Below are 12,296 nucleotides of genomic sequence, written 5' to 3'. Positions count from 1 at the left end.
TGTACCGCGCTCGACGGGAGGTGGCGCGTGCGTCAGGTCAGGGACTCGCCCGTGCGGTCCGGCAGGGCGAGCGCGCCCAGCGCCGCCACGACGAAGACCGCAGCGAAGACCGTGAACAGCAGGCCGGTGCCGCCCACCTCGCGCAGCTGGGGCACGGCGAGCGGCGCGAGGATCGAGGCGGTGCGGCCGACGCCGGCGGCCCATCCGGCGCCGGTGGTGCGCACGCGGGTCGGGTACAGCTCCGGGGTGACCGCGTAGAGCGCACCCCACGCGCCCAGGTTGAAGAACGACAGCAGCAGCCCTGCGCCGATGATCTGCGCGTCGCCGGACGCGGCGGCGAAGGCCCCGGCGGCGACCGCGGACCCGACGAGGAAGGCGGCGAGCGTGCGTCGCCGCCCCCACGTCTCGACGAGCACGGCGGCGGCCGCGTACCCGGGCAGCTGGCCGAGCGTGATGATCAGCGTGTAGCCGAACGACCGCACGAGCGTGTGCCCGTCCGCCGCGAGCAGCGACGGCAGCCAGATGAACGCGCCGTAGTAGGAGAAGTTCACGGCGAACCACACCACCCACAGGGCGGTCGTGCGTCGGCGCAGCGTCGGCACCCAGAGCGCGGCCAGCCGCGGCGCCTGCGCGTCGGCCGCTGACCTGCCGCTCGCGGACCCGTCGGTCGACGACGCGCCGCTGCCGGCCACGTCGACCGACGACCCGCCGCTCGCGGACCCGTCGGCGACCGACGACCCACCCGACGCGTCGCGCACCTGCGCACCCGTCATCCCGCGGTGCCCCACGGCCGGCGACGCCTCGAGGTCCGCGACGACCTGCTCCGCCTCGGCGTGCCTGCCGCGCGTCTGCAGGAAGCGCACGGACTCCGGGAGCCCGCGGCGCACCACGACGGAGTAGATCGCGGGCAGGGCGCCCAGCGCGAGCGCCCACCGCCAGCCGTCGTCACCGGAGGGCACGACGAGGTAGCCGACGAGGGCGGCGAGGATCCACCCCACGGCCCAGAAGGACTCGAGGACCACGACGGCCCGGCCGCGGATGCGCGGCGGTGCGAACTCGCTGACCAGCGTCGACGCGACGGGCAGCTCGGCCCCGAGCCCGAGCCCCACGACGAACCGCAGCACCATCAGCACCGCCACCCCGCCGGCGAGCGCCGACGCGCCCGTCGCGACGCCGTAGACCAGCAGCGTCAGCGCGAACACCTGCCGACGCCCGATCCGGTCGGCGAGCAGCCCACCGAGGGCCGCGCCGACCGCCATGCCGGCGAACCCGGCCGACGCGACCCACCCGAGGGTCGTCGCGTCGGTACCCCACACGACCGCGAGCTGCGCGATGACGAACGAGATGAGCCCGACGTCCATCGCGTCGAACGTCCACCCGACCCCCGACCCGACGAGCAGCCGGAGGTGGCGGCGGGTCACGGGCAGCGCGTCGAGCCGAGCGGCGGGGTCGCCGGGACGCACGGTGGGGTCCACGGGGACGTCGGGTCGGGTCACGGGTCCTCCTGGTGCTGCGTCGGCGACGCGCAGGCGCGGGCGGGTGCGGCCGGCCGGCCGCGCGGCGTCGTCGTCGGCACCGCTGCGCATCGTCGCCCACGCCTGACTGTCACGCCAGGGCAGGAAGCCCTAGTGGACGGCCCGGCGGCCGTGCTCGCGGCCCGCGCACGCGGCGGAGCGCCGCCACCACGGCGCCGTCAGTCGCGCGGGGGCCACAGCCCCTGCAGCGCGATGACGAAGTTGAGCCGCAGGTACGGGGGCATGTTCTCGTGCGGCTGCGACCCCCCGGCGGGCGCCACGGCGTTCGCCGCCATCGCGGTGAGCTCGACCGCCGGACCGTACAGCCGCTCGCTGGCGCGGCCGCGCCGGGACTGCGCCCAGACGGCACCGGACGGGTTGTCGGTGGAGCCGGCCGCGTCGACGGCCGGCACCGGGTGGCGGTGGACCGGCATCTCGCCCGCGTGCAGCGTCACCGTCGGCGCGCCCTGACGCGATCCGCGCACGAAGTCGGTCAGACCGGACCCGGGGCCGACGCCGACCGGGCTGGCGTCGCGCAGGTCCGGCAGCGCGAAGGTGGTGCGGCCGTCCCCTCCGTAGCTGACGCCCAGGAGCGAGAACAGCGGCGCGTTCTGCTCGATCGGCAACAGCTGGCCGTTGCACAGCGCCCAGCCGGACGGGGCGTAGCTCCCGGCGAACAGGCGGATCTCTCCGACGTACGGCTCGATCACGTCGTCTCCTCAGGTCCGGTCCGGGTAGACGCCCTGCGTCGCGATGATGAACGACAGCGCGACGTACGGCGGCATGTTGGGGTGCGGCTGCGTGTCACCGGCGCTGCCGGTGTGCGCGGCGGCGACCTGCGCGCTGGCGGCGTACTGCGGCCGGCCCGCCACCGCCCAGGTGGCCCCGGCGGGTGACGACGTCGTCGCGGCCGTCGGCGTCCCGTACGCGGGGTGCGTGTGCTGCGGCAGCTGCGTGGGCAGCAGCGTGACCTGCTCCGCACCGCCCGTCGACCCCGGGAGCGACGTGCTCCCGACGTGGACCGGCACGCGGCCGCGCAGGTCGGGCACCGCGAACGTCGTCACGCCGTTGCCACCGAACTGGGTGCCGACGACGGTGTACATCGTCTCGTGCTGTCCGATCGGCAGCAGCGCGCCGTCGCACACCACCCACGTCTCCGGGGGGTCCTGCCCGGCCCACAACCGCACCTCGCCGACCGAGGTGTCGTCGTCCCAGCCGGCGAGCGGGTCCGATCCCTCGACGCACAGGCCGAACTCGACGCCCACGACCGGTGACCTGTTGGCGTGCGCCTGACCGCCACCGGCGGTGCCGAGGGCGTCGGGGGCGAGCGTCGCGGACCCGCGCGGCGGGGCGTAGGGCGCGGTGTCGGGCGCGACGGCCCACGTGTGCCCCTGGGGCGATGCCTCGGTGGCCTGCGCACCCGAGGCGAGGACGCCGTGGGCGTGCGTCGGCATCTGGGCGTGCGTCAGCGTCACGAACTCCGTCCCGCCCATCTCGCCCAGCGCGCGCGACGTCAGGCGGTAGCCGGCACCGGCTCCGAGCGGCGTCCGGCTGCGCAGGTCGGGCACGGCGAACGTGGTGACGCCGTCACCGCCGTACGTCTTGCCGACGATCGAGGCGGCGAGGATGTACTGCGAGACCGGCAGCTGGCGCCCGTCGCACGGCACCCAGCCCGCGGGGACGTACGACCCCGCGAACATCCGGACCTCACCGACGAACCCGGTCACAGCGCGCCTCCGGTGCGGTCGACGACGGCCTCGAGCGTGCGGCCGTCGGCCGTCACGGGGCCGAGGTGGACGACGAGGTCGCCGTCCGGGTGGCGCAGCGTGCGGGTCGCGCCGGGCAGCGCGGCGTCGTCGGCGACGAGGACGAGCGAGAACCGCTCGGCGTCGGGGGCGGCGCCGCGGAACCCGTCGACGGCGGCGAGCACGAGCGGCGTGCCGGTCTGCGTGTCGACGAAGGTCTGGCCGAGCAGCCGGGCCAGCACGGTGCCGTCGAGCGGCAGGTCGCGGAACAGCACCTGCACCCCGGCCGCCGCACCGAGCGTGACGGCGCCGGCGACGCCGGCGCCCGTGGCCAGCACCGTGCGCCGGGTCACTCCGGTCGACGCCGCGATCCGTTCTGTGGTCACCGATTCCCGCTTCCTGAGATGGACATCTGTCCGGGAGGGCCGATCGGGCCGAGGGCGAGCCTAGGTGTTTTCACCCTCCGGCAGGCCGTTCGTCCCGGGTGAAACTCTCTACTGTTCGCAGCATGTCCCCAGGTCAGCGCCCCCTTTCCCGTCCGATTGCTACCGGTGTGGGGATTTTCGTCGTGCTCGCCACAGGCCTCGTCGCGGCACCCGCGCAGGCGGCGGCGACGGTGATCGCGGTCACGACGGCCACCGACGCGCCCCTCACGGCGGGTTGCTCCAGCAGCGTCGCCGGGACGTCGCTGCGGGAGGCGCTGTGCCAGGCGGGCGACACGGCCGAGGCGGTCGTCGAGCTGCCCGCCGGCACGTACGACCTCACGGCGGGCGCACTGACGGTCGACCCGGGCGATGCGCTGGACCTCACGCTGCGCGGGGCGGACCGGGCGACCACGGTCATCGACGGGGGCGGCACGGCGCGCGTGCTCGACGTGGACCCGGCGCTCGTCGGCGGGGTCGACCTCACCGTCGAGCGCGTCACGCTGCGCAACGGCGTCGGGACGCCGGAGACGGGCGGCGGCGGCGCGATCATCGCCGGCAGCGGCGACCCTGACGCGCCCGACTCCCTGACGCTGCGGGACTGCGCGATCACCGGCAACCGCAACACGCCGGGCGGCGGCCTGCCGTCCGACGTCGGCGGTGCCGTCTCCATGGCGGGCGGCTCGCTGCGGGTCGAGCGCTGCACGCTCACCGGCAACACCGCGATCGGCGCCGGGGGCGGCGCCATCGGCTTCACCGGCGTGGACGGCACCGACGAGGTCGTCGTCGTGGACTCGGTCGTGAGCGGCAACGCGGTCGAGGCGTCCGGGGTGCAGAGCACGGTCGGCGGTGCGCTCGACGTCGCCTGGGGCGACCCGACGACCACGATCACCGGCACCCGGTTCGAGGACAACACGCTGCGCACGGGCTCGCGGCCCGCCACGGGGTCGGCCGTGCGCGTGGCGACAGGCACCGCGACGCTCACGGGTCTGGCCGTGACGGGCAACGAGGCCGTCGGGGGGACCGGCTCGACCGCCGCGCTCGACCTGGCCGGGGGCACGCTCAGCGACTCGCGCGTCGTCCTGAACGTCACGGACGTCGACGACGTGCGCACGCGCGCCGGTGTGGCCGGCGCCGACAGCGCCGTGCGCACGTGGTGGGGCTGCAACGACCTCGGCACGACCTGCGACAGCGCCGGCGGTGCCACGACGGCCCCGCACGCGACGGCCACGTTGTCGCTCTCGGACGGCACGGTGAACGCGGGGCAGCTCGTCTCGGCGAACCTCGACCTGACGATGTCCGACGGGTCGAGGCCCACGTCCGCGTTCTTCAGCGCGGTCGCGGGCGCGCCCGTGACGTGGGCGGGTGCCACCTTCCGGTCCACCGTCGACTCCCTCGGCAGCGCCGCGAGCGCGGGCGCGTCGTGGTCGGCCGAGAGCACGACCACCGTCACCGCGTCGCTCGACGGCATGACGGCGAGCGGGCTCATGACCGTCCTGGTCCCGCCCGTCGTCACGACGCAGCCGAGCGATGCCGCGGCACCCGAGGGCGGGTCCGCGACGTTCGTCGCCGCTGCGACCGGCGACCCGGCACCGACGGTCACGTGGCAGCGGCGCGCGGACGCGTCCGCCGACTGGGCGACGGTTGCCGGCGCGACCAGCGGGACCCTCGTCCTTCCCGGTCTCACGCTCGCCGACCACGGCGCCCAGGTCCGCGCGGTGTTCACCAGCACCGCCGGCACGGCCACGACGTCACCGGCCACGCTGTCCGTCGGCTACGGCCCGCAGGACGTCGTCGGCCCCGCGGACGTCACCGGCCTCGCCGGCAGCGACGTCACGTTCACCGCGAGCGCGTCGGGACGGCCCACTCCGACCGTGCAGTGGCAGACCTCGACCGACGGCACCACCTGGACGGACGTCGCGGACGCCACGTCGTGGACGTACACCCGGACGCTCGCCGCGGACGACGACGGCCTCCTCGTGCGCGCGGTCGCGACCGGTGCCACCGGTGACGTGCCGACCTCGCCCGCCAGCGTCACGCTGGAGTCCGCACCGGTCGTCACGACGCAGCCCGCCGACGCCACGGTCGCGATCGGCGACGACGCGGTGTTCACCGTCGCCGGGTCCGGCGCACCGGCTCCCACCGTCAGCTGGTGGCAGCAGACGCCCAGCGGCTGGGAGCGGCTCGCCGAGACCGGCACCACCCTGACGCTCCCCGCGCGGGACCTGAGCCACCACGGCCAGGAGGTCCGGGCCGTCCTGACGAACGTCCACGGTTCGACGGACAGCCGGGTCGCCCAGGTGCTCGTCCCGCACGCGCCGACGATCACCGCGCACCCCGCCGACGTCGAGGGCCGCCTGGGCGAGATCGTCGAGTTCCACGTCGGCGTCACCGGCTACCCGGCGCCGAACGTCGAGTGGCAGGTCTCCTGGGACGGCAGCTACTGGCTCACCACCAAGTGGGGCACCAGCACCGTGTACGGGGGCGCTCTGGGCACCGGCGAGCGTGGCATGCGGGTGCGCGCGGTGGTCTCCGGTGGAGGCGTGACCCTGATCTCGGAGTCCGCGTACGTCACCGTGCTGGCCGACCCGACCGTGACCGCTCCCGCCAGCACGACCGTCACCCTCGGCGAGGACGCCACGTTCACGGTCGAGGCCGGCGGCACCCCCACCCCGACCGTCACCTGGCAGCGCCGGGGCGCGGGCGAGGCGTCGTGGACCGACGCGGGCACCGGGACCTCGCTGGTCCTCGCCGACGTGACACCCGCCGACGACGGCACCCAGGTCCGCGCCGTCGTGACGAACAAGCTGGGCTCCGTCACCAGCGCGACCGCGACCCTCACCGTCCGCTGGGCACCGACCTTCACCCGGCAGCCGGCGGCGGCCACCGTGTACACGGGCCAGGTGGCGACGTTCTCGGCCGCCGGCAACGGCAACCCCACGCCCGTCGTGCAATGGCAGACGTCGACGGACGGGACCACCTGGTCCGACGTCCCCGGGGCGACGTCGTGGACGTACGCACGCACCACGACGACGGCGGACGACGGCCTGCGGGTGCGCGTCGTCGCGACCGGGTGGGCCGGACCGGTGGCGTCGTCGGTGGCGGTCCTCACCGTCGAGCACGGACCGGCGATCACCGCGCAGCCGCAGGACGTGTCGGTCGGCGCCGGCGGCGACGCCGGGTTCGAGGTCGGCGTGACGGGCACGCCCGCGCCGATCGTCCAGTGGGTGACGCGGGCACCGGGGGGCGGGTGGACCGTCGCCGGATCGGGCCGGTCGTTCCTGCTCGAGGGCGTGACGGCCGCCGACAACGGCACGCAGGTCGCCGCGGTGGTGGGCAACACGCACGGCTCGGTGACCAGCACCGTCGCCACCCTGGAGGTGCTCTACAGGGCGACGTTCACGCAGCAGCCGGCCGACGTCACGGGCCTCGCGGACGACACCGTGACGTTCACCGCGGCCGTCGACGCCAACCCCGCGCCGACGCTCACGTGGGAGACGTCCACGGACGGCTCCTCCTGGTCGGCCGTCGCCGGGGCCACCGCGACGACGTACACGCGCACGTTGACCGACGCCGACGACGGCCTGCAGGTCCGCGTCGTGGCGGTCAGCTCGATGGGCCGGACCGTGTCGGACGTGGCGCACGTGACGGTCGAGGCGGCTCCCGTCGTGACCGCGCAGCCCGCGGACGCGACCGTCGACCTCGGCACGTCCGCGACGTTCGAGGTGCAGGTCACCGGACGTCCAGCACCGGACGTGACCTGGCAGACCGAGGTCGACGGCGACTGGGTCGTGGTGCCCGGTGCCACGGGTACGACGCTCGTCGTGCCCGGCACGGACGCCGCCCACGGCACCCGCTACCGGGCGGTGGCGACCAACGCCCGCGGCACGGCGACGAGCGACCCCGCCACGATGCGGGTGCTGCTCGCACCGACCGTCTCCGACCCGGAGGACGTCGCGACGGCCCCCGGCGAGGAGGTCACGTTCACCGTGGACGTCACGGGCCGCCCACTGCCGGACGTGACGTGGGAGGTGTCGTCCGACGGCGCCATGTGGACGACCGTCGGCACGGGCACGGCGCTGCGGCTGACGCCCACGCTCTCCGACGACGGGCTGCTGGTGAGGGCGGTCGCGAGTGCGACGCTCACGTCGGGACCGGTGTCGGCGACGAGCGCGGCGGCCGAGCTCGCCGTCGCGGACGCCCCCGTGGTCATCGACGGGCCGGGGGCGCTGACGACCCTCACGGCGGGGGTCCCCACGACCCTCGCGTGGACGATCCTGGCCGCCGACGCGAGCGCCGCGTGGCACGTCTCGCGCGACGGCGGTGCCACGTGGGCGCCGGTCCCGGTCGGCTGGGTCGTCGATGCGCAGGCCGCGAGAGCCATGGCGCGCGCCGCCGGGCCGGCCGTGCGGACCGTGCACTCGCTGGCCCTCACGCCGGCGATCGCCGACGAGGGCGCACTCGTGCGGCTCACCGTCACGACCGCGGGTGGCACGGCGAGCCCGAGCACCGTGCTCGACGTCGCGGGCGTGCCGGACCCGGGGACGGGCGCCGGGGGACCGGGCGCCGGGGCCCCGGGCGCGGGCGGGTCAGCGGGGAGCGGCGACGCCCCGGGCGGCGCGGCAGGGACGGGCTCCTCGTCCACCGCCCGGCCCGCGGGTGGGGCCGCGCTGTCCAGCACCGGCGCCGAACCCCTGCGGCTGCTCGCGCTCGGTGCGCTGCTCGCCTCCGCGGGTGTCGTGGCCCTCGTCGCGGCGACGCGGCGACGCGGCGCTCGCGCCTGACGGACCTCGGCCGGCGCGTCGTCCCCTACGGCGCGTCGGCCGGCTCCACCCGGAAGACCGGGTGGTCGGCCACGACGGCCTCGAACGCCTCGACGGGCTCGTGGCGGCCGACCCGCACGTGCGGGCGGGTGCCGGGCGCCACCTGCACGATCCGACGGATGACGGGGGCCCGCTCCTCGAGGGGCACCTCGACCAGCCGGACCGGTCGTGCCCGGCCGTGCCGCAGCACGGCACGGCCCCCGGCGGCGCGGACGTTCCACACCCACGCGCACTCACCCAGCATCGACACCAGGTACCAGCGCCCGTCCACGTCGGCCATGCCCAGCGGGAAGCGCGTGAGGTCACCGGTGCGTCGGCCGGGGACCTCGAGCGTCACCCAGCGTCGCGGGGTTAGCCACGTCCCGTGCAGCGCGGCGTAGAAGCGCGCGGCCCGGCGTGCGAAAGCGTCGCCGCGCCCACCTGCGTAGTGCCGCCGCAGACGCGTCGCTTGCCAGCGTTCGAACCGTCCCACCACAGCCCCCTGCCCGTGTCGACGAGCCGATGGTGGCGCGCGTCAGGGCGTGGCACCAGAGCCCAAGGGCCGGTCTCGCGCGGGACGGTCAGATGTCGCCGTTGAAGGGCCGCGTGGGGACCCCGGGGAGCACGCCCTTCTCGTCCGCGCGGCCGGACTCGTCCTCCGGGGTGTCGACCTCCGGGTCGTCCGGTGCGGGCGGGGCCTGGGGCGCGGTCGTGTCGACGGGGTCCGGGACCTCGTCGGGCGTGGGGGTGACGTTGTCGTCGGGGACGGACATCGGTGGCCTCCCTCTCATCGGTGGCTCGATGGTGGCACGACGTCCCCGCGCCCGCGCGCTGGGCGACCGGCGCCCGCGGGCGGCCGACCACTGCCCGTCGTCAGGCGAGCAGGCGCGCGATCACACGGGCCCCCGCCGCGGGCGTGATGTGCTCCGGCCCCAGCAGCCGTGCGCCGAGCGGCGCGACGTTCAGCAGCGCGACGACACCGAGCGTCGTGTCGCGGTCGTCCTGCGTGATGCCGGGCGCCGACTCGCGGCCCTCGCGGGCGTCCCGTGCGCGGCGCAGGTCGGCGACGTGCTCGACGAGCGCGTCGAAGGCGCGCGCGTAGAACCCGGCGAGCTCGTCGGCGTCCTCGGGGTGGCGCAGCGCGTACGCGAGCAGCTCGACCGCGAGCAGCAGGCGCGGGTCGTCGGAGGACAGCGCGAGCGCGTCGGTGAGGGCGCCGACGTCGACGCCGGCAGGCCCGACGCCGGGCACCGTGTGCTGCGACGGGTCGCCCTCCTCACCGAGGCGGGCGCGTGCGACGGCGAGGAAGAGCTCGCGCTTGGACCCGAAGTGCGCGTAGACGGCGCCCTTGGTGTACCCGGCCTCGGCGGCGACGTCGTCGACGGACGCGCCCTCGAAGCCGCGGGCCGCGAACACGCGCGCGGCGGCGTCGAGCAGGTCGGCCCGCGTGCGGTCGACCTTGCGCCGACGGCGCTGGTCCCGCGTGCGGGCGTCGTCCGCGATGGATCCGGTGGCGTCCGCCAGCTCCCGGGCGGCCTCGCGCAGCCCTTCCGCGACGGCGTCCGTCACCTCCGGCAGCAGACGTTCGGCCTGGGAGCCGAGAGCGCGCGTCAGCTGTGCTGCCGCGTCGGCGAGGGCGCGGCTGGCGGCGCTGAGGCGGTCACGGTCGTCGGCCATGGCCCCCACGATACGCCGAGCTCATACCGAAGGGTTGATACCGACGGGTATACCGACGTACTGTGCAGCATGTACCGATCGGTATCTGACTGGAGGACGAGATGACCGGGCAGGACGTGCTCACGGTCCGCGGGCTGCGCAAGCGGTACCGCGGACGACGCGGTGTGCAGGCGAACGACGGCATCGACCTCGATGTCGCCCCAGGTCAGGTGGTAGGGCTGCTCGGCCACAACGGCGCGGGCAAGACGACGCTCGTGCACCAGGTCGTCGGGCTCGTGCGGCCGGACGAGGGCACCATCACCGTCACCGGCCACGACGCGGTGGCCCACCCCGAGCACGCGCGCCGCCTCGTCTCCATCCAGGCGCAGGCCAACGTGCCGATCAGCGGCCTGACGCCCCGGCGCGCCATCGAGCTCGTCGGCCGCATCCGCGGCGCGTCCCCCGCCGACGTGCGCCGCCGCGCCACGGACCTGCTCGACGCCCTCGACCTCGGCGCCTGGGCCGACACCCCGGCCGAGAAGGTGTCGGGCGGCGTCGCCCGGCTCACCGCGTTCGCCATGACCACCGTCGTCCCCGGGCGCCTGGTCGTCCTCGACGAGCCCACCAACGACGTCGACCCCGTGCGCCGCCGGCTGCTCTGGCAGCAGATCCGCGGCCTGGCCGACGCCGGTCACGGCGTCCTGCTCGTCACGCACAACGTCCGCGAGGCCGAGCGTGTCGTCGACCACCTCGCGATCCTCGACCGCGGCGTCGTCCTGGCCGCGGACACCCCGAGCGGGCTCACCGCGCGGCTGCGCGGCGCCCTCACCCTCGAGGTCGACACCGTGCCCGGCGTGCCCGTGCGCTGGCACGCCGCCGCCCGCGACGCCGCGGCCGGCCACCTGCGCGCGACCGCCACCGTCCCGTCCGACGCGGCGGCCGACGTCGTGCGCTGGGCGCAGGACGAGGTCGAGGCCGGGCGGCTCGAGCGCTACGCGCTGACCCCCGCGTCGCTCGAGGACGTGTACGTGCAGCTCGTCGGCGAGCCCGTCGACGTCACCGAGGAGGCACCGGCAGCATGACGACCCTGACCGCCCCCGCGCCGACGCGCACCGACGGCCTGCGGCAGACCCTGCTGCTCGCGCAGTGGCAGCTGCGCCGGCAGTCGCAGTACCTGCCGCTCATGGTCGTCGTGCAGGTGTTCATGGCCGTCGCCACCGTCGTCGGCTACGGGCTGCTCGTCGGGGACCCGGACCCCGTCACCGCCCTGTTCCTGGCCACGGGCGCGCCGACCATCACACTGATCACCGTCGGGCTGGTGATGGTGCCGCAGATGGTCGGGCAGTCGCGCATCGAGGGCTCGCTCGACTGGATGCGGACCCTGCCCGTGCCACGCATCGCGTTCCTGCTGTCCGACCTGCTGGTGTGGACCCTCATCGCCCTGCCCGGCATGGCCCTCGGCGTGCTCGCCGGGGTGCTGCGCTTCGACGTCGACCTGTCGATCGCGCCGTGGTTCCTGCCCGCGACCGTGCTGGTCTCGCTGACCGCCTCGGCCGTCGGCTACGCGATGGCGACGGTCCTGCCGCCGCAGCTCGCCATGCTGCTCACGCAGGCGCTCGTCTTCATCGTCCTGCTGTTCTCCCCCGTGTCCTACCCCGCCGAGCGCATGCCCGCGTGGCTGCAGACCGCGCACGAGTGGCTGCCGATCGAGCCGATGGCCCAGCTGGTGCGTGCCGGGCTCGCGCAGGAGACGTTCGCGATGCCGACCCGCTCGCTCGTCGTGCTGCTCGCGTGGGCCGCCGCCTCGCTCGCGGGCGCTGCGGTCGCCCTGCGGCGCCGCGCGTGACACGACGGGCCTGACACGACGGGCCTGACACGACGGGTCTGACACGACGGTGGCGCCCGCGTGGGCGCCACCGTCGTCGGCCGGAGTCGTCAGGCCGACCTGTCAGGCGAAGCCGGTGCTGGCCCGGTTGCCGGGGACGGGCAGGATCGTCCCCTGGTCAGCGGGCTGCCGGGTCGCGTCCTGGTCCTCGTCCGGCGCCGGGTCGGCCTCGGGGGCCGTCGCGGTGACGGGGTCGGGGAACGCGTCGGGCGTCTCGGCGGTGGTGTCGTCGGGCGTCGGGGTGGCGGTGTCGTCGGGAACGGACATCGGTG

General features: G+C 75.7%; 11 protein-coding genes. 3 read left to right on the top strand and 8 right to left on the bottom strand.

Going from position 1 to position 12,296, the window contains the following annotated elements:
• Positions 1-32: 32 nt before the first annotated feature.
• The 4 genes from IR158_RS12005 to IR158_RS11990 form a co-directional block, all read right to left on the bottom strand.
• Positions 33-1,496 carry an MFS transporter gene (locus IR158_RS12005; protein ID WP_291813289.1) on the bottom strand — a complete coding sequence of 488 codons (1,464 nt, stop codon included), beginning with the start codon at positions 1,494-1,496 and terminating at the stop codon, positions 33-35.
• A gap of 197 nt (positions 1,497-1,693) precedes the next feature.
• Positions 1,694-2,224: a tail fiber protein gene (locus tag IR158_RS12000; RefSeq protein WP_291813287.1), complete on the bottom strand. Its 531-nt coding sequence runs from the start codon at positions 2,222-2,224 to the stop codon at positions 1,694-1,696.
• 9 nt (positions 2,225-2,233) lie between these two features.
• Positions 2,234-3,241 carry a tail fiber protein gene (locus IR158_RS11995; protein WP_291813285.1) on the bottom strand — a complete coding sequence of 336 codons (1,008 nt, stop codon included), beginning with the start codon at positions 3,239-3,241 and terminating at the stop codon, positions 2,234-2,236.
• Complete coding sequence (locus IR158_RS11990; protein WP_291813283.1) at positions 3,238-3,645, bottom strand: hypothetical protein; 408 nt, start codon at positions 3,643-3,645, stop codon at positions 3,238-3,240. The genes IR158_RS11995 and IR158_RS11990 overlap by 4 nt, the downstream gene beginning before the upstream one ends.
• Positions 3,646-3,827: 182 nt before the next feature.
• Between IR158_RS11990 and IR158_RS11985 the strand changes: the two genes are divergently transcribed.
• Positions 3,828-8,465: an immunoglobulin domain-containing protein gene (locus IR158_RS11985; protein ID WP_291813281.1), complete on the top strand. Its 4,638-nt coding sequence runs from the start codon at positions 3,828-3,830 to the stop codon at positions 8,463-8,465.
• Between the two features lie 25 nt (positions 8,466-8,490).
• Here the strand turns inward: IR158_RS11985 and IR158_RS11980 are convergent, their stop codons facing one another.
• The 3 genes from IR158_RS11980 to IR158_RS11970 all read right to left on the bottom strand — a co-directional run bounded on the left by IR158_RS11980 (position 8,491) and on the right by IR158_RS11970 (position 10,160).
• Positions 8,491-8,976, bottom strand: coding sequence for a nitroreductase/quinone reductase family protein (locus IR158_RS11980; RefSeq protein ID WP_291813280.1), 486 nt, complete (start codon positions 8,974-8,976; stop codon positions 8,491-8,493).
• A gap of 88 nt (positions 8,977-9,064) precedes the next feature.
• Positions 9,065-9,256, bottom strand: coding sequence for a hypothetical protein (locus IR158_RS11975; protein ID WP_291813278.1), 192 nt, complete (start codon positions 9,254-9,256; stop codon positions 9,065-9,067).
• 100 nt (positions 9,257-9,356) lie between these two features.
• On the bottom strand, positions 9,357-10,160 hold the full coding sequence (locus IR158_RS11970) for a TetR/AcrR family transcriptional regulator (RefSeq protein ID WP_291813277.1): 804 nt from the start codon (positions 10,158-10,160) through the stop codon (positions 9,357-9,359).
• Positions 10,161-10,261: 101 nt separating this feature from the next.
• Here IR158_RS11970 and IR158_RS11965 point away from each other — a divergent pair, with 101 nt between their 5' ends.
• Positions 10,262-11,221 carry an ABC transporter ATP-binding protein gene (locus IR158_RS11965; RefSeq protein ID WP_291813275.1) on the top strand — a complete coding sequence of 320 codons (960 nt, stop codon included), beginning with the start codon at positions 10,262-10,264 and terminating at the stop codon, positions 11,219-11,221.
• The gene (locus IR158_RS11960; RefSeq protein WP_291813273.1) at positions 11,218-11,985 is read left to right on the top strand and encodes an ABC transporter permease; all 768 of its coding nucleotides are present in this window, start codon (positions 11,218-11,220) and stop codon (positions 11,983-11,985) included. The genes IR158_RS11965 and IR158_RS11960 overlap by 4 nt, the downstream gene beginning before the upstream one ends.
• 102 nt (positions 11,986-12,087) lie before the next feature.
• On the opposite strand, the gene IR158_RS11955 is transcribed toward IR158_RS11960, so the two are convergent.
• Complete coding sequence (locus IR158_RS11955; RefSeq protein ID WP_291813272.1) at positions 12,088-12,291, bottom strand: hypothetical protein; 204 nt, start codon at positions 12,289-12,291, stop codon at positions 12,088-12,090.
• Between the last annotated feature and the right edge of the window lie 5 nt (positions 12,292-12,296).

The sequence above is a fragment of the Cellulomonas sp. genome (assembly GCF_015234515.1).
GTDB lineage: Bacteria > Actinomycetota > Actinomycetes > Actinomycetales > Cellulomonadaceae > Cellulomonas.
Note: the sequence above shows the minus strand (reverse complement) of the source record. Positions and strands in the feature narration are given on the sequence as shown.

Coding starts and splice junctions, on each gene's coding strand:
- IR158_RS11975 (WP_291813278.1), bottom strand. CDS start 9,256: ATGTCCGTCCCCGACGACAACGTCACCCCCACGCCCGACGAGGTCCCG.
- IR158_RS11970 (WP_291813277.1), bottom strand. CDS start 10,160: ATGGCCGACGACCGTGACCGCCTCAGCGCCGCCAGCCGCGCCCTCGCC.
- IR158_RS11965 (WP_291813275.1), top strand. CDS start 10,262: ATGACCGGGCAGGACGTGCTCACGGTCCGCGGGCTGCGCAAGCGGTAC.
- IR158_RS11960 (WP_291813273.1), top strand. CDS start 11,218: ATGACGACCCTGACCGCCCCCGCGCCGACGCGCACCGACGGCCTGCGG.
- IR158_RS11955 (WP_291813272.1), bottom strand. CDS start 12,291: ATGTCCGTTCCCGACGACACCGCCACCCCGACGCCCGACGACACCACC.